Source organism: Rothia sp. P4278 (assembly GCF_048512945.1).
Lineage (GTDB): Bacteria > Actinomycetota > Actinomycetes > Actinomycetales > Micrococcaceae > Rothia.
In genome coordinates this window covers 134,038-156,274 of the sequence record NZ_JBLXXU010000001.1, presented here as the reverse complement: position 1 = coordinate 156,274, position 22,237 = coordinate 134,038, and the positions used below count along the sequence as shown (strand labels likewise).

Below are 22,237 nucleotides of genomic sequence, written 5' to 3'. Positions count from 1 at the left end.
TGCTGTCAAAAACAGGCCACCGCCGCCAAGAGAGCCTCTACTTTCTAGCCCAGGGCAGAAATCACGATAAGGTAGTAGACAACTATCCCTTTTTGATGACCAGGCCAGGAATATGCCACTACCATTTTTGTCCTCCCGAGCTTCTCGTGCCAGAAGCTCAGAACCTGCTCAAGCCGCATCGGGTGACGATGCTCAAAACAGTAGTAGCTCCAAGTTCACGATGCCAGCGCTACCGGCCATACCCGGCGCTCGGCCCCGGCATAGGCTGCAGCTACCGGCTGAGCCTACCGAGACAGCCAACACAGTCAAGGAACCCGATCAGCAGGTCTCACATTTGCCTTCTAAGCAATCGCAGGTCCCCGAGCACGGCCGCCATATCACCAACCCCATCTACTTCGGTTTCATGCTGGCAGTTGGAATTACTCTAGCTCTTATCTGCATCTACTTTGTCTTGAATGTAGGTGCCCTAGCAGGCTGGATCACCGGTGCTGTTTTTATTGGGCTAGGCCTTGACCCTGCCGTCCGCAAACTTGAGCAGAGGGGTCTGCCCAGAGGGGCAGGTGTAGGTGTAGTGTTCCTGGCCTTTGCCTCTATAGTGGGTGCCCTGACCTTCTGGATCATCCCCATGGTAGCTCGCCAGGCCGTCTCCTTTATCACGGGTTTCCCCAACCAGCTTGAAGCCTTTCTCAATTCAGATTTGTTTACTTCTCTGGATGAAAAGTTTCAGATCCGCTCAGCAGTTGACGGAGAAGTTGAAAAGGTTTTTACCCAGCTAACCTCCGATACCTCGGTGGTCAGCAACTTTATGAACTCTCTGCTCAACGCGGGATCCACCCTAGCGGAGACCACCACAGGCATTATTATCGTTCTCTTCCTCTCTATCTACGTCTTAGCTTCGCTGCCAACCATCAAGGCCTGGTTTATTCGTCTGGCTCCTGCCTCACGTCGAGAACGCGTTGGATACTTGACCGAAAAGATTTCTGACTCCGTGGGCCACTATGTTATGGGCCAGGCTCTAGTAGCTATCTGTAACGCAACGGTGGCTGCCCTTATTATGCTGATTGTCGGTGTTCCCTTTGCCCAGCTCCTGATGCTCTTAGTTCTGGTTTTGGCCTTTATCCCCCTAATCGGTGGGGTCAGCGCAGCGGTCCTAGTCTCGCTGATTTCACTGACCGATAGCTGGCAGACTGCCCTCTTCTTCTTGGTCCCCTACCTGATTTATCTCCAGATCGAGGCCTACTTCATTTCGCCGCGCATCATGAAAAAAGCGGTGGCTGTGCCCGGCGCTGTTGCTATTATTGCGGTAGTTGCGGGCGGTTCGATTTGGGGCGTACTGGGAGCAATAATTGCTATCCCAGTTGCCGCCTCTATCTTGATCCTGGTCAATGAGGTCCTTGTGCCTCGACAAGATCGTCTATAAATACCTGATCGATGAGGTTTAAGGGGCCGGGGTAGGTAATCATTACCTACCCCGGCCCGCTCTATGTACAAAGCTCTTGGCTACCAGAAGCGGCGGGTCTGCCAGCAACGCTGGTGCCAGTGCCGGCGTTCCTCGATAGCGCGTTGAGAACCGAACATGTGATCTTCCTGCCACACCACCAGGTGCGCTACACCCGGCCTAATCGAGGTCATACATTCAGGGCAGGTGTAGGTTTTCTGAGCATTCATGGGGGGAATATACTGCACGAACCAGTCACCATCACCTGCCCGTTCCACTCGCGGTGATGGGTCTAGTAGACGAGAAATATCGCGCCCAGGCTTGCTCTGCTTTTGCCATTTGCTAGGGGCAGAGCCGGAATTAGAATGAGGGCGACGTTTCTTGGATGGGGATCTACGAGGCATGGGTTTATTCTGTCATGTCCTTGAGCTAAGCCCCAACTGCTTCTTGCTCAGCTGTTAGAGTGGTACGGTGCGTTTAGTTATAGCTGATTGTTCTGTTGATTATGTGGGCCGTCTGAAGGCCCACCTACCCCGTGCGACCCGTCTGCTCATGATTAAGAATGACGGCTCGGTACTTATCCACTCCGATGGCGGCTCCTACAAACCGCTCAACTGGATGAGCCCGCCCTGCCGTCTGCATATTGCACCCCGCGAGGAGTTTGAAGGAACCACCGCAGGCGAAGATCTTGACTCCGATGTCAGCGAGCTGTGGACCGTGCAAGCCGCCAAATCCGATGACCGACTGGTCATCCGTGTCTTTGAGAAGCAGGGCGAGCTGAGCCAGGACTTAGGCATAGATCCCGGTCTCATCAAGGACGGTGTTGAGGCAGATCTTCAGCGTTTACTGGCTGAACAGATTGAGCTTTTGGGCAGTGGCTACCGCCTGGTTCGCCGTGAATACCCCACCGCTATCGGCCCGGTCGATATTCTGGCCAAAGATGCCTCGGGTATCTCGGTGGCTGTTGAGCTCAAGCGTGTAGGTGATATTGACGGCGTTGAACAGCTCACCCGCTATCTTGAACTCCTGAACCGCGATCCCCTCCTGGCTCCCGTTCAGGGCGTTTTTGCTGCCCAGCGTATCAAACCCCAGGCACGCACACTAGCAGAGGATCGTGGCATCCGTTGTCTAGCCCTAGATTACGATGCTATGCGCGGTGTTGACGATAGCAGCTCCCGGCTCTTCTAAAGAACCTAGACATAAGGGGGGCGGCACCCATGGGGTGCCGCCCCCTCTTCTTATTCCCCCGGTAGCAAAGTCACAGTGTGAGGCAAAAACGGTCGCCTCCCCCAGATGGGGAAGGCGACCGTATCTGCTGAGCAGGAACAGACTAAATCTGTGCGTGCTTCGCGGCGATGGTGACTCGATCGTTTGACACGGTCAAGAAACCTTCGTTCAGGCGGGTTGTCTTCTTTTCGCCCGTGATGTCTTCAATCAGAAGCTCACCATCGTCGGCCAGAAGCGCCATGGTCGGGATATGACCGGGCATAATGCCCAAATCCCCGTTCACGGTGCGAGCCCGAACGTATTTTGCTTCGCCGACCCACACGATGTGTTCGCGGGAAACAACTTCAACTTTCAGTGCCATGATTACTTGGCTCCAGACTGTGCCTTGATTTCCTCGTAACGACGCATGACATCGTCCATGCCACCGATGTTGTAGAAGGCCTGCTCGGGGATATGGTCAACATCGCCACGGCAAATCATCTGGAATGACTCAATGGTGTCCTTCAGGGGCACGGTTGAGCCTTCAACGCCGGTGAATTGCTTAGCGGTGTAGGTGTTCTGCGACAGGAACTGCTCGATACGGCGAGCACGGGAGACAACAATCTTCTGTTCCTCAGAGAGTTCATCGACACCAAGGATGGCGATGATGTCCTGAAGTTCCTTGTTCTCCTGCAGAATCGCCTTGACCTGAATCGCGGTGTCGTAGTGCTCCTGACCGATGTACTGGGGATCCAGGATTCGGGAAGTGGAGGACAGCGGATCAATCGCGGGGTACAGACCACGAGAAGCAATTTCACGAGACAGCTCGGTGGTTGCGTCGAGGTGTGCGAAGGTGGTTGCAGGTGCCGGGTCGGTGTAGTCATCCGCAGGAACGTAAATTGCCTGCATGGAGGTGATGGAGTGACCACGGGTTGAGGTAATACGCTCCTGGAGCAGACCCATTTCGTCAGCCAGGTTGGGCTGGTAGCCCACAGCTGAAGGCATACGGCCAAGCAGGGTTGAAACCTCAGAACCAGCCTGGGTAAAGCGGAAGATGTTGTCAATGAAGAGCAGCACGTCCTGGTTCTGGACATCGCGGAAGTACTCCGCCATGGTCAGGCCGGTCAGCGCAACACGCAGACGGGTTCCCGGCGGTTCGTCCATCTGGCCGAATACAAGGGCGGTGTCCTTAAGAACGCCTGCCTCTTCCATTTCAACCCAGAGGTCGTTACCCTCACGGGTACGCTCGCCCACACCGGTGAATACGGAGGTACCACCGAAGTTACGAGCAACGCGGGTAATCATTTCCTGAATCAGAACGGTCTTACCAACGCCTGCACCGCCGAAGAGGCCAATCTTGCCACCGCGAATGTAGGGGGTTAGAAGGTCAATTGACTTGATGCCGGTTTCCAGCATCTCGGTTGAACCTTCAAGGTCGGCGAAGCCGGGAGCTGCACGGTGGATAGGCCAGTAGGTATCGGCCTTGATTTCATCGTTGGAGACATCCAGAGCATCACCCAGGACGTTGAAGATGTGGCCCTTGACGCCGTCGCCAACGGGGACGGAGATGGGGGCACCGGTATCAACAACAGCCTGACCACGGACCAGGCCGTCGGTCTGCTGCAGGGAGATGGCGCGTACCAATGAGTCGCCCAGGTGCTGAGCGGTCTCAAAGGTGATCTTGCGGGTGGTGCCGTTGAGGGTGAGCTCAGCGGTCAGCGCATTGTAAATTTCGGGTACCTGGCCGGCAGGGAACTCAACGTCGACGACAGGGCCGATAACGCGAGCAATACGACCGGTTGCGCCCTGAGCCGGCGCGGTAGCCGATTCGTTCAGAGTGGCAGTCATTGTTCTCACTTACCTATGTAGAGAGTGGAAAAGTTTGTGGTGGGTTTATGAGGCGAGTGCGTCGGCGCCGCCAACAATTTCGCTGAGCTCCTGAGTAATTTCAGCCTGGCGAGCATTGTTCATCAGGCGGGTGTACTTCTTGATGAGCTCATCAGCGTTATCGCCTGCGGACTTCATCGCGCGCTGGCGAGATGCGAGTTCGGAGGCGGCGGCTTCAAGCAGGCACGCATAGATGCGGGAGGCAACATAGCGCGGGAGCAGTTCATCAAGCACTTCCTGGGGGTTGGGCTCAAATTCGAAGACCGAGTTCTGCTGGAACTGGTCATCTTCAAGACGTTCACCGGGGATGATGTCCTCACCGAGTGCCCGTGCAGCTGCCACCTCAATGGGGAGCAGGCGCAAGACGCGAGTCTCCTGAGTCACCATGGAAACGAACTCTGTATAGACGATGTGGAGATCATCGACTTCGCCGTTTTCGTAGGCGGCCAGAACAGCGTCACGAGCGGCAATTGCCATCTCGATGTTGGGGTTATCGGTGTTACCCTCCCATGCCTGTTCGTAATCACGTTCGCGGAAGTCAAAGTAAGACTTTGCCTTGCGACCGATCAGGTAGAGCTTGACGTCGCGTCCCTCACCGCGGAGCTTCTCAATAAGACCCTCGGTTTTCTTGAGGACGGATGAGGAGTATGAACCCGCAAGGCCACGATCACTGGTTAGAACCAGAACTGCAGAGCGACCAACCCTATGCTTAGAGCTGGGATTGAGCAGGGGATGCTCAATGGGGTGCTGGGTCGCAATAGCAGTTACTGCCTTAGTCAGCGCATTTGCGTAGGGGCTTGCAGCCTCTGCGCTACGACGTGCCTTGTTAATGCGTGAGGTTGCGATCATCTCCATCGCCTTGAAGATCTTCTTCATAGACGATGTTGAAGTAATCTTTTGGCGGTAAACCCTAATCTGGGCTCCCATAGAGATTCCTTTCACTCCTAGTGGTGAGGGCCCCTCCCCCAAAAGGTGAGGGGCCAATCACGGAACTAGGAAAATCGCTAACCGATAGTTTCCTGTGATACTTCGCTGTCTGACAGAGGCTTGTGCTCTTCATGGCCGGCCTCAACCAGGTGGCTGGTGCCCTCTGAGCGGAAGCCCTTCTTGAAGTCAAGGATAGCGGCCTCAAGTGCTGCTACGGTGTCCTCTTCCAGCTTGCCCGATGATGCAATGTTCTGCAGTACCGAGGTTGAGCGGCGTAGGTGGTCCAGGAACTCTGCCTCAAAACGCAGGACGTCTGAAACTTCCAGATCATCCAGGTGACCGTTGGTGCCGGCCCAGATTGAAACAACCTGATCCTCAACAGCGTAGGGAGTGTACTGGGGCTGGCGCAGGAGCTCGGTCAGGCGAGCACCGCGGGTCAGCTGAGCCTTAGAAGCATCGTCAAGGTCCGAAGCGAACATGGCAAATGCTTCCATCGCGCGGTACTGAGCCAAATCAAGCTTGAGGGTACCGGAGACCTTCTTCATTGCCTTGGTCTGAGCTGCACCACCGACGCGAGAAACAGAGATACCTACATCAACTGCGGGGCGCTGGTTAGCGTTGAAGAGGTCTGACTGCAGGAAGATCTGGCCGTCGGTGATGGAGATGACGTTTGTGGGGATGAAGGCTGAAACGTCGTTTGCCTTGGTCTCAATAATCGGGAAACCGGTCATTGAGCCTGCACCCAGCTCGTCTGAGAGCTTTGCACAGCGCTCAAGCAGGCGGGAGTGGAGGTAGAAGACGTCACCGGGGTAGGCTTCGCGGCCCGGAGGACGGCGCAGAAGCAGTGACACTGCACGGTAGGCTTCTGCCTGCTTTGAGAGGTCATCAAAAATGATGAGGACGTGCTTGCCACCGTACATCCAGTGCTGGCCGATAGCCGAACCGGTGTAGGGCGCAAGATACTTGAAGCCCGCAGCATCGGATGCAGGTGAAGCAACGATGGTGGTGTACTCCAGTGCGCCCTTCTGCTTGAGGGTTTCACGGACAGCTGCAATGGTGGAGGCCTTCTGGCCGATTGCTACATAAACGCAACGAACCTGCTTGGTGGGGTCGCCGCTTGCCCAGTTGTCCTTCTGGTTCAGAATGGTGTCAACCGCAATTGCAGTCTTGCCGGTCTGGCGGTCACCAATGATGAGCTGACGCTGGCCACGGCCGATCGGGATCATGGCATCAATTGCCTTGAGACCGGTCTGGAGGGGTTCGTGAACTGACTTACGCTGGGTGACGCCGGGGGCCTGAAGCTCGAGGGCGCGGCGACCTTCGGGTACGATCTCGCCCAGGTCATCGATGGGGTTACCCAGGGGGTCAACTACACGGCCCAGGTAGGCATCGCCTACAGGTACCGAGAGAACCTCGCCGGTGCGGTGGACTTCCTGGCCTTCTTCAATGCCGGTAAAGTCACCGAGGACGATGACACCAATGTCACGGGTGTCGAGGTTCTGTGCCAGGCCAAGGGTGCCGTCTTCAAAGCGAAGCAGCTCGTTAGCCATTACTGAGGGAAGGCCCTCAACGCGTGCGATGCCGTCGGATGCTGATGCAACTCGACCCACCTCTACGCGTTCTGCGTTGCCGGGTTCGTAAGACGCTGCGAATTCGTTCAGCGCGTTACGGACATCATCGGCGTTGATGGTCAAATCGGCCATCTTATGTCCCTGCTCTCCTAGATTGTTGGTAGGCCCGCCACCAGTGCTGACAGGCTCACCGAAACTTGTATGACGTGCCGGGGCGATATGCTCTGAGCTGGCCCGAATCGTCTGTGTATCTTCTAAATCACCGTCGAGGTCTCGACTGATGTCAACGATTATGCGAATGCTCTGCTGAGATCTGCCAGGCGGGTAGATAGAGTGCCATCGATGACCTCGTCCCCCACCTGTACTCTGAGCCCACCCAAAAGTGTGGAATCTACGGTGATATCAAGCTTGAGCTCTTTACCGTAGGTCTTGTTCAGGGAGCTCTGGAGTTTAGCAGTTTGCTCTGCAGTCAAAGGTCGTGCTGTAACAACCCGCGCAATCCACTTGTTCTGACGCTTGACGATGATTTCAACGAACTCGTTAGCCAAGCGTGCGGCAGTGGTGCCACGGGCTACGGTGCCAACTCGTTCGAGCAGAAGCCTGCCTTCTTCGGAGGACACCTTGCCACCGAGAGAAACGGCCAGCTTCTTGAGTGCTTCTTTGCTAGCCCGGGTGTCGGCCAGAGCAGCCTGTGCCTTAGCTGAAGCATCAACAGTGTTGATGAAGGTCAGCAGTTCGTTGACAGTCTGCTCCAAAGCGTCGATACCGCCGCGTTTCTCAGCAGACAGTGCCACTGCAGAAACAGCGGTTTTCTCGAGTGCATCTGCCAGATCTCGTTCGGCGCTCCAGCGGGCTTCTGCTGCCGCAGTCACGATTGCCAGAGCGTTATCGGAAATCTTACCGCCCAGCACTGAGCGGGCGATGCCTGCTCGCTGGGCCGCCTGACGGGAGGGGTCAGTGAGGCCTCGGCGGAACCCACCGTTGGTATCAATGACATCGACGATAGCAAAGAGTTCTGCTGCGAGGTCAGTCGGGTTCTGGCCAGCATGAGCTGCTAGCACCTGTTCCACCTTGTTCAGTGATTCAGTCGATACTGCTGACATTAGCGGGCCACACCTGCCTGCTGCTGAACTTCAAGGTCAGCAAGAAAACGATCGACGACACGTGAAGACCTCTCATCATCGCTGAGGGATTCGCCCACAATCTTGCCTGCCAGTGAGGTTGCCAGCACGCCAACTTCGGTACGAAGTGAGGCGGCGGCAGCTGCACGTTCTGCTTCGATTGTCCTCTGAGCGTTCTCGGTGATGCGAGCAGCTTCTGCGGTAGCGCGCTCCTTGGCTTCAGCCACGATAGCCTCACCCTCGGCACGTGCTTCTTCACGAATTTTCTGTGCTTCCAGACGAGCGCTTTCGAGCTGCTGGCCGTACTCTTCGCGTGCTGCTGCTGCCTCTGCCTGAGCCTTTTCGGCCTTGGCAAGACCACCCTCGATTGCTTCCTTGCGGTCCTGGTAAATCTTTTCGAATGCCGGGACAACGTACTTGGTAACGATGAAGAGGAGGATCAGGAACCCGATGGCGGTAATGGCGATTTCCCAGACGTTAGGGATCAGAGGGTTCGTGCCCTCTTCTGCAGCCATTAGATAAGTCATAGGGGATTTTCCTGTTCTATAGTTTGGTCAAATTTTCGGCGGGGCCAAAAATTACTTGATAAACGCAAGAACCAGGCCGAGAACTGCCAGAGCTTCAACCAGAGCGAAGCCCAGGAAGAGCATGGGCTGCAGGGTCTTCTGTGATTCAGGCTGACGGGCTACGGAGGTCATGTAGGCCGCGAAGATCAGGCCTACGCCGATGCCACCGCCGATTGCTGAAAGACCGTAACCAACTGCGGTAAGTGAACCGGTAAGTTCCATTATGTTTGTTTCCTTTCACAGTGCCCCTACCCCTTAGGGCGTGTGTTGTCAGGGGCAGAGTATTTATTTGTGTACACTCCCCGCGCGAGCGGGTTGCTTTTCTCGTCCGGCAGGTTGCCCTGCCGGAGAAAATCTTTAGTGGCCTTCGGAAACCGAGCCCTGCAGGTAAACCGCAAGGAGCAGGGTGAAGACGTAAGCCTGGATGCACTGAATCATGAGTTCCAGGAAGTAGAGGAAGAGCCCCAGAGCGCCGGAGCCAACTGAAGCAATCGCAGCGATGCCACCTGCTTCAACGATAAGGTACTGAGTCAGTGAGGCCGCAACCATAATCGCCAGGTGGCCACCGAACATGGTAGCGAAAAGACGCAGGGCGTGAGTTGCGGGCCGGATGAGCATGTTGGACATGAACTCAATGGGAATGAGAATGACATAAACCAGCGGGGGAACACCGGCAGGCATGGTCATGTCTTTGAAGAACTTGCCCAGACCCTTGCGCTTGATGCCGACACCAACCCAGGTGATGTAAGCGATAGCAGCCAGCGCATAGGCGCTACCAACGTGTGACATGGTGGGAAGCTCAATGACAGGAATGGAGCCGTAGAGGTTGTTGACCAGAATGAAGAAGAAAGCTGTGAATAGTAGGGGCACGAAAGGCTTGTAGTGGTGAGCGCCAATCAGCTCCTTGCCCAGACTGTTGCGCACCAGACCGTAGCCCATTTCACCGACAAACTGGGTCCGGGAGGGAACCATAGCGCGCTTGCGAGCGGCAAACATGAAGAAGCCAGCGACGATGACAACTGATAGCAGAATCAGAATTGTGTGCTTGCCGAATTCAAAGTCACCAATCTGGAAAAGGGCAGGCAGGTGCATGTCTTCGATGGTGGGCGGCACGTAGCCCTGCTGCTCTCCTGCTGCGACAACTAGCCCGTTTGAAATCAAGGCAAGTCCTTTCTTGCTTCGTGTTGGCCGCTTGTTATAAAGCAACCTCAGAGGTTGTAAGAATTAAAAATGTGTATGGGCCCGCTCCGAGGAGCCGGTTTTATTTGCTCTGTTGCATATGGATGAATACCAGATAGATACCACCAAAGGCACCGATAGCCGCGCCTGCCCAGACAATCCAGGAGGTACCCAGCAAGTGGTCCAGACCATAGCCTACCAAACTCCAGATACCAATACCTATCATGACATAGAGAAGCGTCATGACAGCCCCAGCGGTACCACCGCCTGTTACAAGCTCACCAGCTGATCGCAATTGCTTATTCTGCTGGTACCATTTCTCATCGGCATTAGCCACCTATGCACGCTCCTTTGCTTAGCATTATCCTACCGAATCGAAGTAGAGGATTCTCTGTTTCGTGATAATTTTCGTTTCCAGGGCTAGCTGAACAAGCAGTCCAGTAACAGCTCCGGCCAGTAACCATCCGTTTCTAAAACCGTCCGGAATAGGTAGGAAAATTAGCAGGCCGGTGAAAACCAAAATTTTGAACGGATAGGAAGCCGCCAAGGCAACCGCAGCCGTCTTCATTGATTTCTTTTCCGTCAGGAGTGCAATAAGAACCCCGATAAAAAAGCTCAGGTAGACCAGCCCCAGACCGACAAGGAAAGCGCCTGCTGCCGGGTAACCTGCAATGACTACACCCACTATGCTACCGACAAGGGCCAAGATCGCCAAAGCCAGAGTCACGCAGGTCAGCATCCTGCGCCAAGGCATCTCATTGACCTTCAGGGGCTTACCTACCATTGGGCTGACCGACCTTTCTCAAGATAGCCGGCAGGGCAAGGTAGAGAGCCAAGACAAGAGCGACAAGCAGGGCCGCCCCCACAGCGTTCTGCGTTTCAAAGGGCAAGGCGATAACCGTGATAGCCGTCACCAAAACCGTTGCCAGGGTCACCACCCCGGCACTGGCCAGGTGACTCAGGCCCAGATCCGTCAGCTTCTGGTAGGTGTGGGTCCGGTGGGGTTTGTACCACTGCTCCCCCTTGATAACACGGCGCAACAAAGTAGTGCCGGTGTCAGCGAGGTAGACCAAAAGCGGTGCAAGGATGTATTCCACATAAACACCGGAGAGGAAAGCACCGACAGCCATTGAAGCAATGGCACCGCCCAAAAAGTAAGAGCCGGCATCCCCCAGAAAAACATTTTTGCCGGTACGCACATTCCAGGGCAGAAAAGCTAGATAGGCCGCCGCTACAGCAAGTCCCCCAGCAAGTAGCCAGGGCATATTATTGACCCAGCCCGCAAAAGCATAGGCACCGCCCACAGTAAGACCATGCAGGCCGGAAATGCCATTAATGCCGTCCATAAAATTCACCACATTGATGTAGGCGGCAATGGCAAAAACACCCAGCGGAATCCAAAACACGGATGTCCCCAGCATGATGGTCATACCTACGGTAACCACAAGACCAATGAGGAGCTGGATAGCTGCCCGAATGGCAATCGGCACACCGCTGTAATCTTCTAACCAGCCCAATGCACCCGAAGCCAGCATTCCAAAGAGGACCAAGAGGGCAATCGATCGGTCTGTGGGAATCTGCCCATCAACAAGAACAGCGATATAGCCCAAAACTGCGGCAAGTGCCGTTGCCAAGCCCATGCCCCTAAAGACCGGGGAAGTGTGCGAAGAGCGGGCGGTGGGTATATCCACCAGGTTCCAGCGGTGCAGAAAGGGGCGAACCACAAAGGGGAGGAGCAGGCCAGCGCAACCGGCAAGAAGAGCCACAACGGTAGCCAGGCCAATCATTGATGAGGTTTCCATTTAGGCCGCCTGCCCGGGGCGTTCAACCCGATCGTAGCCGCGATGCTCACGATAGTTAGCCAGCCAGCGGCCATAGTCCAAATCGTTCGGGTCCATATCCGGTGCCTGGGCCCGCATAATATTCTCGTTTTCTTGGCTCCGCTGTACCTGTTCACCCAGACCAAAGAGGACCTCGTCGCGCTTTTCGCCAGCCCGCAAGCCGATGACGTCGATAGCAACGTCAAAGCGTTCGTAGAGGCTTCGCATGTGTTCAGCCACCTTCATGATTTTGACCGGCTGACCCATATCGAGAACTAGCACTTCCCCGCTCTTACCAATGGCGCCGGCCAGCATGACCAGCAGGCAGGCATCGGGAATTAGCATGAAGAAGCGGGTCGCATTGCGGTCGGTGACCGTCAGCGGACCGCCATCTAGAATCTGCTTGGTGAAGAGCGGTTTGATAGAACCCCGTGAACCGAATACGTTACCGAAGCGTACTGAGACGTAGGTTTTTCCGGTCTGCTTACCGTACCAACTCGTCAGCATTTCTGCGCTGCGCTTGGATTGCCCCAGTGCAGTGGTGGGGTCAGCTGCCTTATCGGTTGAGATGTTCACAAAAGCTTCAACATCTACTAGAGATGCAGCTTTTAGGACGTTCGCGGTACCCAGCGTATTAGTCTTGTAGGCCTCCTTGGGGTAGGCCTCCAGCGCGGACACATGCTTGAGGGCAGCGGCATGAAATACAACCTGAGGTTTACGTTCAAGAAATACTGCCTCGATAGCTTCAGCATCACGCACATCAGCCAGAATAACGCTCGGGTCATCGAGGCTAGAAAGACCGGTCATAGAGTATCGAGTATCCATCAGCAGGGATTCGTCACGGTCCAGCATCATCAGTTCCGCTGGTTCATACCCGCTTAGCAGCCGGCACAGCTCAGAACCGATTGAACCACCGGCGCCAGTCACCAGCACCCGACGACCCTGGACATAGCTCCGGATCAGGGCATGGTCAATCTTGTAATCGATTTTCCCTCGGATTCCCTCCAAGAGTTCACGCTCATTGCCCTCGTGAGTTCGACGGCTAGCCCCCGAAAAATCAGGAACAACTGAGTTGATGCGAATTGTTTCTACGCCCAAATCTTTCATGGTCTGGGCAACGTGAACCAGACGCCGCTCAGGGATTTCTTCACCAATAGCTATGAGAACCTTACGCGCACCGTGCTTTTTGACCAGTGCAGGCAGTTCAGCGCTCGTACCCTCCACCTTAACCGAGTGGATTCTAGCGTTCTTGACCGATCGGTCATCATCCACGATGGAGACAGGCAGGTACTTTGCCTTGGGGTCCGTCATCAAGGAAGAGACGAGGTTACGCCCCAAAAATCCTGCACCGTAAATAATGACGCGTTCGGAACCCTCCCCCGTGGGACGGTTGGTGGTTTCCTCGTAAATCCGCTTAAGGTAGCGAAAACCCATCATCAGCAAAATAGCAATGGGGAAAGCGATCATAACCACAGACCGAGGCACCCCAAAAGTACGGGAGTACATCATCAACAAAAACTGCATGATAACCAGGTTGATCAGGAGCAAGGGGTAAAGCTTGCTCCCCTCCTGCAAGGTGCCATAACTGTGGCGGCCACGATAGAGACCCAGCATCAGCCCGCCACCCACCTGAAGGGTAACCATCACAAGGGCCACAAGGGTAAGTCCCTGCGGGTCGATCTGATCGATATCCATGCCGTAACGCAGCATGAAAGCAACGGGTAGCGCAAGCAGCCATGCCAGGGAGTCAAGCAGAACTTGAATGTACTTCCACCAATTCTTGCGCTCAGACGTTGAGGTGAGAGCGGGAATCGAGGTGGTCTGCAAGGAGGGTTCCTTAGACAATGTCGCCCTTTCTCTCAATCCCTTGCGGGGTCCGACCGGTCATCCAGCGGAATGCTTTGGTTCGTATCTTTTCGGGGGCTAGACGATAGAGACCGCGAATACCCATATTCTTTGCAAAACGCGCGGGACTCACCACGTTTCCACTGTAGAGCCGGCGCTGAACATCAATGTCTTTGCGCAGGGCGCTTATTCCACCTCTACGGGTGTAGGCCGTACTAACCCGATATTTAACTAAAGGATCGGGCAGGTTACCCAGAATAAAACCTGCCTTATCCATACGCGCCCACAGCCAGTAATCCTCGGCCCCCGGCAGCTCGATATAGCTACCCACAGCTTGGACAGCACTCCTACGGAATACGACGGTCGGGTGGAGCATGGGGTTACGTCGGGGAATAACTTCGCTAATACGCCGCGACCCTGTAGCTACATGGCGCAGGGCATCGGGGGTACTCGGGTCTAGAGAGAACTCGTACATGGCACTTCCCAGCACGTCAAACCGTCCGTCTGCTACCAGGGGTATCTGGTGTTCGAACCGTTCCGGTACTGAGATATCGTCGGCATCAGCACGGGCTACAATATCGTAAGCGCAGGCGCTTAGACCTTCGCGCAGGGCGGCAGCCAGCCCGTGGTTTTCTGCCAGCTCAATGTGCTCGACTGGCATGGGTGCCGATATCTTAAAGTCAGCGATGACCTCGGCTACCTCCTGAGTTACAGGACCGTCCTGAACCAAAACCACCTGGGTGGGAGGGAACGTCTGCTCAACAGTATTAGAGTTCAGTGCCGCCTTCAGGTTCTGGGGAGTATCACCCCGGTAGACACTCATCAACAAAGAAAAATCGCGGGCATCGCGGTATTGTGCGCGCACTATCTCGGCTAAATTTGGGGTCTCTAACTGGTAGATATCTTTGAGTACCTCAGAGTTAGAGCGGTAACCGGCAAGAGCATCTTTAAGGCCGTTCAAGAAATACCCGCTATAGATTTTCTTATCATCGGTCCCTAAGAGGGTGCTAGCCCACAGTCGGGCGGTAGAACCGCCATAGAGTAGCTTTTCGTGCGGGGCGAGAGTACGCCGAGCACAAAAAACCCAGAGCTTGTTGCGCACATCATGATAGAAACGTGGCCCCGGGGCAGTATCGGTTGTACCGAAAGTCTTAGTGTTGTGAACAGCAACAGAACGCTCAGTGGCAATCCCCTGGCTATGCTGAATCAGCCTGGTGGTGTACTCGAAATCATCGTTCCAGATAAAGAAGTCAGCCAGCGGTAACTCTGTAGCACGCATGGCCGCCCCGTCCATCAAAATCGAGACAAAAGAAGCAGAGCGGATAGGGCGCGCACCCACAGCCGCGGCCTGCGCGGTTCGTTCCGCACCAGCGGCGAACATGGTTCGCATAGTGTTCATGGGGTGATCTTCGCCATTAGTCCAGACCACCTTGGAGGCAACCACCGCAGGGCGTTCAGCCTTAACAGGTGAGTAATTAGCCCAAGCCCGGTAAGCCTCGCTCAAAGTTCCCTCGGTTGGCTCGGTGTCATCGTCCATAACCCAGACCAAATCGGCCCGATGACGGACCAGGGCACGGTCAATACCGACGGTAAACCCGCCAGCCCCACCCACGTTCTCGGGCAGGTGAACAATATCTGCTTCAAGCTCATAGTCCAGGCTCTCAAGATAGTCCGGAGTGGAATCCGTTGAAGCGTTGTTGACGATAATAACGACATCAGGGGTGAGCAGACCGCCAGCTATACCAGCCAGAGTGCGCTCCAAGAGGGCACGCCGGTTGTAGGTGACAACAACGGCGGCGATACACTCAGCCGGTCGCTGCTGGTTACTCTGGTCAGAAACCATAAAGAACAGGTCCTTTCGTGGGCTTAAGGCCACCTATACGCGGCCCCTGCCCGGAAGAAAGGGCAGAATCCACACAACTACATAAAGTTTACCTAACCCGGCTGAGTATTACCCCCATGAGCACGGGCACCAAGGCTACCCTTGTTTTTTATCAGCCCCTTACGTGCAATGAGTCCCCGGCTGTGACAACCTTAAAAGGACAGGGGTTCACTGGCTCCATTTAGCGCACAAGGGAGAAAAGGCATGGCTCACGCCACATGGAAAGTTATTGGTGCAAGCGGCTTTGTGGGGTCATCAATCCTTGCCCGGCTAGCCTCAGAAGGTGTCACACTCGAGGCAGTTGAGGCTCCACGCCTACTCACCCGAACTAGTGACCCCGACAAACTCATTGCCGAGGCTCGCTCCCTGGAGGGCATTATCGATACCCTGGCTGATTCCTTTGCCGGGTGCGACCTTGTTATTAATGCTTCGGGTCTGGCTGCCCCCGACCAAGAAGACTTGGCTCCGCTGATCGGGGCAAATGCTCTGCTCCCCATCATCATTGCCATTGCCGCCCAGCGAACAGGTGTGCGCCGAGTCATCCATATCTCATCAGCCGCTGTTCTAGGCGCGGCCAGTGTACTAACCCCCACCGAAGAAACTTACCCGTTCTCCGCATACTCATTTTCCAAGGCCCTGGGCGAAAAAGCCCTACTCAAGATTCGCTCCTTCGTAGAAGAAACTGCTGCTCAAGGCCGTGCCCCAGGATCTGAACAATCCGAGTTCCCTGCCGCTCCCTCGTACGCGCCGGTTCAGGTTGCAAAAGATCACGCGGTAGAAATCTGTATTATTCGGGCCACTAGCGTCCAGGGACGCGGTCGCCGCACCACCCAGGCTTTCGCCAAAATTGCATCCTCACCGCTGGCATCGGTTGCTGGTTCAGCAAGCCGCCGGACCCCCGTGTCATCTAACTACGCTCTGGCTGAGTTCGTACATATGATTGCTGCCTTTGAAGGTGAGCTGCCCGCCATCGTAGTTCAGCCCTGGGAAGGCGCAACCACCGAGTCTGTTCTCGTCGATGCAGGGCGCCGGCAACCAATCCACCTGCCTGAAGCGCTCTGCCGCGCCGCAGTTTCTGCCGGTTATAAGGTCTCCGAACTCCTGGGCGATAGGCTGACCGGGCCGGTGCGTCGCGTAGAAGTCATGTGGTTTGGCCAGGACATTGACGACTCCTGGGCTAGGGCTCACGGGCTAATCCCCCAGGCACGGGTGCAAGAGGTCTTACGCACTGCCCATAGCTCTTTGGGTTCAAAACGGGACCGTAAGTTCAGCGATTAGTTTTATGCAAAAACAAGGGGAGGGCCGGTTCATTACCAACTGACCCCCCTTGCTCACAGCTGCTATAGCCTGCTAGGAGCCTTAGGCCTCTGGTAGCTCCTCAAGCTCGTCCAGTTCCGCCTGCCCAGCCTTGCTTTCAAGCGTGATGCCCGCTGAGGTGCTCGAGCTAGCACCAAAAACTAAGGCTCGGGCCTCAGCCACGGTAAAGGGCTTAGTCTTATCTTCCACCGTGCGAATAGGTGCCGCATAGGCAGTAGCTGTTCGCTTCTGGTCTACCGCCTTCAGCCCGCTATGAGAGACCAGGTGAGCCGCCAGGGAACCTGCAACCGGTGCGGCAGCCTTTGGTCCAACACCATCGATTTCTTGCTGGTCTGAGTCGTTCTCCAAGGTAGTCATAGCCTGCTGGGTCTGGGCCAGAGCAACCTCGGCCTCCCGCCGGGCTTTCTCTTGCTCGTCAAACTCTGCTCGGGTCACTACTGAGGGCACAACCTCGCGCAGCCGCTCAACCGGGATAGCGCCTTCTCGCACCACAATCAGTCGATCCGAGGTGCAGTCCACAATGGTCGAGGGTTGGGCATGTACCGACTCAAAATCATCGGAACGCTCAGCGGGACGAGGGCCGCCATCAAGAATAAGCTCAACGTCTGCGCCCAGCTGCTCCATGGCTTCATCAGCGGTGGTTGCCGCTACACGCCCAGTTTTATTAGCTGAGGATACGGCAAGAGGTCCCAGCTTTTTGAGCAGCTCGATCGCTACAGGGTCATGGGGAACACGCAGTGCTACCGTTCCCTGAGTCTCCCCCAGGTCCCAGTTCAGAGAAGGCTGAGAGTAGAAAATCAGGGTCAGCGCTCCAGGCCAAAAAGCATCGGCAAGGGCCCGCGCATCAGCTGAAACCTCATCAGCCAGCCCCGCCAGTACGGCCTTATCGTAAATCAAAACAGGCGGGGGCATCTGACGGCTTCGCCCCTTAGCTGCCAGCAAAGCAGTAACGCCCTCAACAGAAAAAGCGTCTGCGGCAATACCGTAGACGGTATCGGTCGGAATGACGATGGGCTTGTGGTCTTTAATGACCGACTCAGCAGTAGCTATAGCCTGGTCAAAGGCTTCTTGGTCTGTGGCACTAACAATGGTTGCTTTCACACTCTTTATTCTTTCACATTCCTAGCTCTTGGACACCGGTTTGTAGCCGCTGGTGTGACGGGGTTTACCCGCCAGATCGTCAATAGATTCAGTACGCTCAAAGCCTGCCTTTTCAAAGGCTTGGCGCATGAGCTCCCGCTGGGTTTCCGCCTGCTCCATAATCAGGTACCCTCCAGGAGCCAGCAAATCGTAGGCACGGTAAGCTATCGCGGAGGGCAACTCCATGCCGTCTTCTCCCCCACCGTAAAGGGCAAGTGCCGGATCGTGGTCTCTGACTTCGGGATCCTTTGGAACAGCACCCTGCGGAATATAAGGTGGGTTCGAGGCAACCAGTGTCACCTGTCCCTTGAGCTCTTCCAGTGCGGTGAGGGCATCACCCCTGACCAGTCGAGCACCCGTACCATCAAGATTACGCTCAGCCCAAGCGGCCGCGTCCTTGGACAGCTCGACCGCTAGCACCTCAGCCCCAGCCAGCTCAGTAGCTAGCGAAGCAGCAATCGCCCCGGAACCCGTACAGAGGTCAAGGACCAGGGGGCGATGCGGCAGGGTACCCTGGGCCACGCGACGCTGATACTCTACGACAGCGTGTTCAACCAGTAGCTCAGTCTCAGGACGCGGAACAAAAACCCCCGGGCCAACAGAAAGGGTCAGCCCCCGGAAATGGGCCTGCCCGGTCAGGTGCTGGAGCGGAATCCGCTGACCGCGCAGAGTCACCAGCCGATCAAAATCAGCAGGCACCGGGGTACCCAGCAGAGCAAGAGTTTGAACCCTCCCCCGGCTGACCGGCTCACCGGTCTGCTTCTCCAACAGATAGGCCGCAAGCAGCTGGCTATCAGCCTGGGAGGATTCCACCCCTGCCTCAGCCAGGTAGACCGAGGCCCGGCCAAGAGCTGAATCCAGATCCTCACCGGGCAAGGCAGAAAAGTCAGCCACGATTATTTGTTGTCCTGGCCTAGTTTCTCAAGACGGGCGGCTTCATCCATCTCAATAGCAGACTGGATAACAGCGCCCAGGTCACCGTTGAGGACAGCATCCAGGTTGTAAGACTTGTAGCCGGTGCGGTGATCCGCAATACGGTTTTCGGGATAGTTGTAGGTACGGATACGCTCTGACCGGTCCATGGTGCGCACCTGGGAGTGACGCTTCTCGGCGTTCTCCGCATCGATCTGCTCCTGCTGCCAAGCCAAGAGACGGGCGCGGAGCACGCGCATAGCAGCTTCGCGGTTCTGAATCTGCGACTTTTCGTTCTGCATAGCTACCACGATGCCGGTTGGCAGGTGGGTAATACGTACAGCGGAGTCAGTGGTGTTCACTGACTGTCCACCGGGTCCAGATGAACGGTAAACATCGATCTTCAGATCGTTTTGGTTAATGTCGATTTCCTCGGGTTCATCGACCTCGGGGAAAACCAGTACGCCGGCGGCAGAGGTGTGGATACGCCCCTGGGACTCTGTTGCGGGTACACGCTGAACACGGTGAACACCGCCCTCGTACTTGAGGTGGGCCCAGACGCCCTCAGCCGGATCAGTGGAGTTGCCCTTGATAGCAATCTGGGCATCCTTGTAGCCGCCCACATCGGTGCTCTGGGAGGAAATCATCTCGGTCTTCCAGCCCTTGGTTTCCGCGTAGCGGGTGTACATGCGCAAGAGGTCAGCGGCAAAGAGGGAAGCCTCGTCACCACCTTCACCACCCTTGACCTCCAGAATGACGTTGCGGCCATCGTCCGGGTCGCGGGGAATCAGCAAGCGGCGCAGTTTTTCCTCTGCGGCAGGGAGCTTGGCTTCAATTTCTTTGACCTCAGCGGCGAACTCGGCGTCCTCGGCTGCCATTTCGCTAGCAGCCTGGAGGTCATCACGCAGGGCAGTGACCTTCTTATAGGCTTCAACGATGCCGTTGAGCTCTGCGTAACGGCGACCGAGTTTGCGTGCCTTACCCTGGGCGGCGTGCACAGCGGGGTCAGCCAGCTGTTTTTGGAGGTCTGCGTGTTCATCGAGCAGACCCTGGATTGAATCAATCACTGTATGTGCCTCTTCTTCGCGGTGCCCGCTACAGGCACCTCAATCTTTTGTTTAAGGGGTGAAGCACCGCCTGCCCCGTGTGGAGCAGGCGGTGTACCGAGCCTTTATTCGCCGTGGCCGAGCCCGCTCTTAGAAACGGTCAGCAGGAATTCGACGTTGGACTGAGTCTCGCGGAGCTTGCTGAGCAGGACCGAGAGTGACTGCTCCTGATCCATGCCAGCTAGGACACGGCGCAGACGCCACATAATCTTGATTTCCTCGGGTGAGAGGAGTGCCTCTTCGCGGCGGGTGCTGGAAGCGTTGAGGTCGATAGCAGGGAAGATACGCTTATCGGCCAGGTGGCGGGAAAGGCGCAGTTCCATGTTGCCGGTACCCTTGAATTCCTCAAAGATAACCTCGTCCATTTTGGAGCCGGTCTCAACCAGGGCGGTAGCCAAAATGGTCAGTGAGCCACCCTCCTCAATATTGCGAGCCGCACCGAAGAACTTCTTGGGCGGGTAGAGCGCAGCGGCATCGACACCACCGGAGAGGATACGGCCCGATGCGGGGGCTGCCAGGTTGTAGGCACGGCCCAGACGGGTCATGGAATCCAGCAGAACGACAACGTCGCGGCCCTGCTCTACCAGCCGCTTAGCGCGTTCAATGGCGAGTTCAGCGACAATGGTGTGGTCATCGGCGGGGCGGTCAAAGGTGGAGGCAATGACCTCACCGTTGACGGTGCGCTGCATGTCGGTTACTTCTTCGGGGCGCTCATCGACCAGAACCATCATGAGGTGAACCTCAGGATTGTTAGTGGTGATAGCGTTGGCGATGGACTGAAGCATCAGGGTCTTACCGGCCTTGGGGGGTGCAACAATAAGACCGCGCTGGCCCTTACCGATGGGGGCAACCAGGTCAATGACGCGGGGGCCAACCTTCTTGGCTTCGGTCTCCAGGCGCAGGCGCTCCTTGGGGTAAAGCGGGGTTAGCTTGTTGAAGTCGCGGCGGCCTTTGGACTCTTCGGGGGTCAGACCGTTGATGGTGGTGACCTGAACCAGAGCGTTGAACTTCTGGCGGTTGTTGTTATCGCCTTCTCGAGGGGCACGGATTGTGCCTACGATTGCGTCGCCCTTGCGCAGGCCGTGACGCTTGACCTGGGCCAGCGAAACATAGACATCGTTGCTACCGGGCAGGTAGCCGGAGGTACGAACAAAAGCGTAGTTATCTAGAACGTCAAGAACACCGGCGACGGGAATCAGAACATCGTCTTCACGGATCTCGGGTTCGAAGTCGTCCCTGCGGTTGCTACGGCGTTCACGGCGCTCCTGCTGGCGGTCGCGGCGGTTCTTACGACCGTTGCGGCGGTCCTCGTCGGGGCCGTTGTTCTGCTGGCGCTCAGAGCGGTTATCGCGGTCGTTGTTCTTAGAACGGTTATCGCGGTCCTGCTTCTCGGAGCGATCCTGCTTGTCACCGCGGTTGTCGCGGTCCCGGCGGTTCTTGCGCTCGAAGCGTTCGGTCTTTTCGTTACCGTTGCTTTCGGTGCTATCAGCCGATTCGGCTGTCTCGGTTTCGGCCTTGCGACGGCGGTCGCTGCGGGTACGAGTACGGGTAGCGCGGGGAGCTTCCTCGCCCTCAGCATTTTCACCGCGGCCGGCTTTCTTGGACTCGACTGCATCCAGGGCAGCTTCTACCGCTTCGAGGGGGTTAGCCTCAGCAGCGGTAGCCGATGCGCTGGTAGCACGGCGGTTGGTGCGACGCTTAGTTGCGGGCTTCTCTGCCTTTTCCTCAGCTGCATCCTGGTCGCTCTGCGCAGGGGCTTGGGCCTCTGCAGTTTTTTCGGCGGCTTTTTCTGCGGCAGTCTTACGGGTGCGGGTACGCTTAGGCTTTTCAGCGGGAGCGGCCTCAGGAGCGGGTGCCTCTTCACGGTCGGCGATAGCGCCACCACGCTGGTGGGAGCTAATAGCTTCAACCAGGTCTGACTTACGCATACGACGAGCGCCGGTGATGCCCAGCTGGGAGGCTAGGGACTGGAGCTGAGCGAGCTTGAGAGTGCTCAGGCTTGGGGACTTGGTTTCTACCGCTTGTGCGGTTTCCGTACCTGCGGTGAGGTCGGTGTTTTCTGCCACGAAGATTCCTTCTCTCGAAATGTCGTTGATTTCGCGGGTGGTAGTGACGCAACAGATGCGTCATGCCCAGAACGGGCGAGTGTTCATAAATTAGCTAACTAGCTATCAGCATCGGCTGATGCGCGGACTAGGTAACGGATGTGCGAAAGCACAACTGCTGATGAGCACGGCTATGCCTAGGACAGCAGAAAGGCTAGTGCCATAAGGCAGAACCTTGGTAAACGGCCAAATACCTGAGGCTTCTACAGGTTTCG

Annotated in this window: 21 protein-coding genes; 3 read left to right on the top strand and 18 right to left on the bottom strand. The window is 56.2% G+C overall.

Features of this window, described 5'->3' with window-relative positions; all coding sequences use genetic code 11:
- The first annotated feature begins 112 nt into the window (after positions 1-112).
- Entirely contained in the window at positions 113-1,420 is a 1,308-nt protein-coding gene (locus ACN085_RS00645) for an AI-2E family transporter (RefSeq protein WP_419110268.1), read from the top strand.
- A gap of 80 nt (positions 1,421-1,500) precedes the next feature.
- On the opposite strand, the gene ACN085_RS00640 is transcribed toward ACN085_RS00645, so the two are convergent.
- Positions 1,501-1,842, bottom strand: coding sequence for an ATP/GTP-binding protein (locus tag ACN085_RS00640; RefSeq protein WP_419100625.1), 342 nt, complete (start codon positions 1,840-1,842; stop codon positions 1,501-1,503).
- A 67-nt stretch (positions 1,843-1,909) separates the two neighbouring features.
- Between ACN085_RS00640 and nucS the strand changes: the two genes are divergently transcribed.
- Positions 1,910-2,626 (top strand): endonuclease NucS, encoded by a 717-nt coding sequence (gene nucS, locus ACN085_RS00635; protein ID WP_419104565.1) that lies wholly within the window; start codon positions 1,910-1,912, stop codon positions 2,624-2,626.
- 142 nt (positions 2,627-2,768) lie between these two features.
- On the opposite strand, the gene ACN085_RS00630 is transcribed toward nucS, so the two are convergent.
- The 13 genes from ACN085_RS00630 to ACN085_RS00570 form a co-directional block, all read right to left on the bottom strand.
- Positions 2,769-3,026, bottom strand: coding sequence for a F0F1 ATP synthase subunit epsilon (locus tag ACN085_RS00630; RefSeq protein ID WP_419100627.1), 258 nt, complete (start codon positions 3,024-3,026; stop codon positions 2,769-2,771).
- A gap of 2 nt (positions 3,027-3,028) precedes the next feature.
- A complete protein-coding gene (gene atpD, locus ACN085_RS00625; protein WP_419100628.1) occupies positions 3,029-4,492 on the bottom strand; it encodes a F0F1 ATP synthase subunit beta in 1,464 nt (487 codons plus the stop codon).
- A gap of 45 nt (positions 4,493-4,537) precedes the next feature.
- On the bottom strand, positions 4,538-5,458 hold the full coding sequence (locus tag ACN085_RS00620; RefSeq protein ID WP_419100629.1) for a F0F1 ATP synthase subunit gamma: 921 nt from the start codon (positions 5,456-5,458) through the stop codon (positions 4,538-4,540).
- A gap of 77 nt (positions 5,459-5,535) precedes the next feature.
- A complete protein-coding gene (gene atpA, locus ACN085_RS00615) occupies positions 5,536-7,161 on the bottom strand; it encodes a F0F1 ATP synthase subunit alpha (protein WP_419104567.1) in 1,626 nt (541 codons plus the stop codon).
- Between the two features lie 158 nt (positions 7,162-7,319).
- Entirely contained in the window at positions 7,320-8,132 is an 813-nt protein-coding gene (locus ACN085_RS00610; protein WP_419104568.1) for a F0F1 ATP synthase subunit delta, read from the bottom strand.
- On the bottom strand, positions 8,132-8,677 hold the full coding sequence (locus ACN085_RS00605) for a F0F1 ATP synthase subunit B (protein WP_419100632.1): 546 nt from the start codon (positions 8,675-8,677) through the stop codon (positions 8,132-8,134). The genes ACN085_RS00610 and ACN085_RS00605 overlap by 1 nt, the downstream gene beginning before the upstream one ends.
- 51 nt (positions 8,678-8,728) lie before the next feature.
- The gene (atpE, locus tag ACN085_RS00600; protein WP_237187984.1) at positions 8,729-8,938 is read right to left on the bottom strand and encodes an ATP synthase F0 subunit C; all 210 of its coding nucleotides are present in this window, start codon (positions 8,936-8,938) and stop codon (positions 8,729-8,731) included.
- A gap of 135 nt (positions 8,939-9,073) precedes the next feature.
- Complete coding sequence (gene atpB, locus ACN085_RS00595; RefSeq protein ID WP_419110267.1) at positions 9,074-9,877, bottom strand: F0F1 ATP synthase subunit A; 804 nt, start codon at positions 9,875-9,877, stop codon at positions 9,074-9,076.
- A gap of 100 nt (positions 9,878-9,977) precedes the next feature.
- A complete protein-coding gene (locus ACN085_RS00590; RefSeq protein ID WP_419110266.1) occupies positions 9,978-10,232 on the bottom strand; it encodes a hypothetical protein in 255 nt (84 codons plus the stop codon).
- Between the two features lie 24 nt (positions 10,233-10,256).
- Positions 10,257-10,679: a hypothetical protein gene (locus tag ACN085_RS00585; RefSeq protein ID WP_419110265.1), complete on the bottom strand. Its 423-nt coding sequence runs from the start codon at positions 10,677-10,679 to the stop codon at positions 10,257-10,259.
- Positions 10,669-11,697: an MraY family glycosyltransferase gene (locus tag ACN085_RS00580; protein ID WP_419110264.1), complete on the bottom strand. Its 1,029-nt coding sequence runs from the start codon at positions 11,695-11,697 to the stop codon at positions 10,669-10,671. The genes ACN085_RS00585 and ACN085_RS00580 overlap by 11 nt, the downstream gene beginning before the upstream one ends.
- Complete coding sequence (locus ACN085_RS00575; RefSeq protein WP_419100637.1) at positions 11,698-13,560, bottom strand: polysaccharide biosynthesis protein; 1,863 nt, start codon at positions 13,558-13,560, stop codon at positions 11,698-11,700.
- On the bottom strand, positions 13,553-15,403 hold the full coding sequence (locus tag ACN085_RS00570) for a glycosyltransferase (RefSeq protein ID WP_419110263.1): 1,851 nt from the start codon (positions 15,401-15,403) through the stop codon (positions 13,553-13,555). Before ACN085_RS00570 ends, ACN085_RS00575 begins: the two co-directional genes overlap by 8 nt.
- 243 nt (positions 15,404-15,646) lie before the next feature.
- On the opposite strand from ACN085_RS00570, the gene ACN085_RS00565 reads away from it, so the two are divergent.
- The gene (locus ACN085_RS00565; protein WP_419110262.1) at positions 15,647-16,720 is read left to right on the top strand and encodes an NAD-dependent epimerase/dehydratase family protein; all 1,074 of its coding nucleotides are present in this window, start codon (positions 15,647-15,649) and stop codon (positions 16,718-16,720) included.
- An 81-nt stretch (positions 16,721-16,801) separates the two neighbouring features.
- Here the strand turns inward: ACN085_RS00565 and ACN085_RS00560 are convergent, their stop codons facing one another.
- The 4 genes from ACN085_RS00560 to rho all read right to left on the bottom strand — a co-directional run bounded on the left by ACN085_RS00560 (position 16,802) and on the right by rho (position 21,983).
- Positions 16,802-17,860, bottom strand: coding sequence for an L-threonylcarbamoyladenylate synthase (locus ACN085_RS00560; RefSeq protein ID WP_419110261.1), 1,059 nt, complete (start codon positions 17,858-17,860; stop codon positions 16,802-16,804).
- A 21-nt stretch (positions 17,861-17,881) separates the two neighbouring features.
- Positions 17,882-18,793, bottom strand: coding sequence for a peptide chain release factor N(5)-glutamine methyltransferase (gene prmC, locus ACN085_RS00555; RefSeq protein WP_419110260.1), 912 nt, complete (start codon positions 18,791-18,793; stop codon positions 17,882-17,884).
- Between the two features lie 2 nt (positions 18,794-18,795).
- Positions 18,796-19,878 (bottom strand): peptide chain release factor 1, encoded by a 1,083-nt coding sequence (prfA, locus tag ACN085_RS00550; protein WP_419100642.1) that lies wholly within the window; start codon positions 19,876-19,878, stop codon positions 18,796-18,798.
- A 104-nt stretch (positions 19,879-19,982) separates the two neighbouring features.
- Positions 19,983-21,983, bottom strand: a complete 2,001-nt coding sequence (rho, locus tag ACN085_RS00545) for a transcription termination factor Rho (RefSeq protein WP_419110259.1) — start codon at positions 21,981-21,983, stop codon at positions 19,983-19,985.
- Positions 21,984-22,237 lie beyond the last annotated feature (254 nt).